The organism is Bartonella sp. PS17NMGDW, from assembly GCF_042193555.1.
Lineage (GTDB): Bacteria > Pseudomonadota > Alphaproteobacteria > Rhizobiales > Rhizobiaceae > Bartonella > Bartonella grahamii.
In genome coordinates this window covers 1-638 of the sequence record NZ_JBHILY010000092.1, presented here as the reverse complement: position 1 = coordinate 638, position 638 = coordinate 1, and the positions used below count along the sequence as shown (strand labels likewise).

General features: G+C 40.3%; 1 protein-coding gene. It reads left to right on the top strand.

Features of this window, described 5'->3' with window-relative positions; translation table 11 throughout:
• A partial coding sequence (locus ACFIJK_RS09450; protein ID WP_375627605.1) for a tyrosine-type recombinase/integrase occupies positions 1-638 on the top strand: 638 nt, incomplete at both ends.

The window sequence follows — 638 nt, the reverse complement described above, 5'->3', positions numbered from 1 at the left end:
GCAAATATCATTCGCAATGTTCTCTCACCCCTTTGGCATGAAAAAGCAGATACGGCAAGAAAAGCACTTAATCGTATCAATATTTGCTTGAAATATGCTGCGGCTCTTGGTTTAGATGTTGATTTACAGGCTTGTATGAAAGCACGCGCTCTTTTAGGAAAACCACGTGCTACATCAACAAATATTCCTGCTATGCCATGGCAAGAGGTTCCGGCATTTTATCAAAGCTTGGATGATAAGATCCTTTCAAATTTAGCACTGAAGTTATTGATTTTGACAGGCGCACGGTCATATCCATTGCGCTATTTGCGTCTTGAACAAATTGACAAAAATATATGGACGATACCAAAAGAAAACATGAAAGGTATTGTAGGGAAAGTTTCAGACTTTCGCGTGCCACTAAGTGGTGAAGCTTTGAGAGTTATTGAAAAAACTCTCCCCTTTGAAAAGAATGGTTTTCTCTTTTCTGGTCTTAAAGGTAACCCCATTTCTGATGCCACCATGGCAAAATATATGACAGTTTGTGGTTTGACTTATCGTCCCCATGGTTTTCGTTCAAGTTTACGGGATTGGATAGCAGAGACAACGTCAACACCATTTGAGATTGCCGAAACTGTTCTTGCCCATTCAGTTGGGAG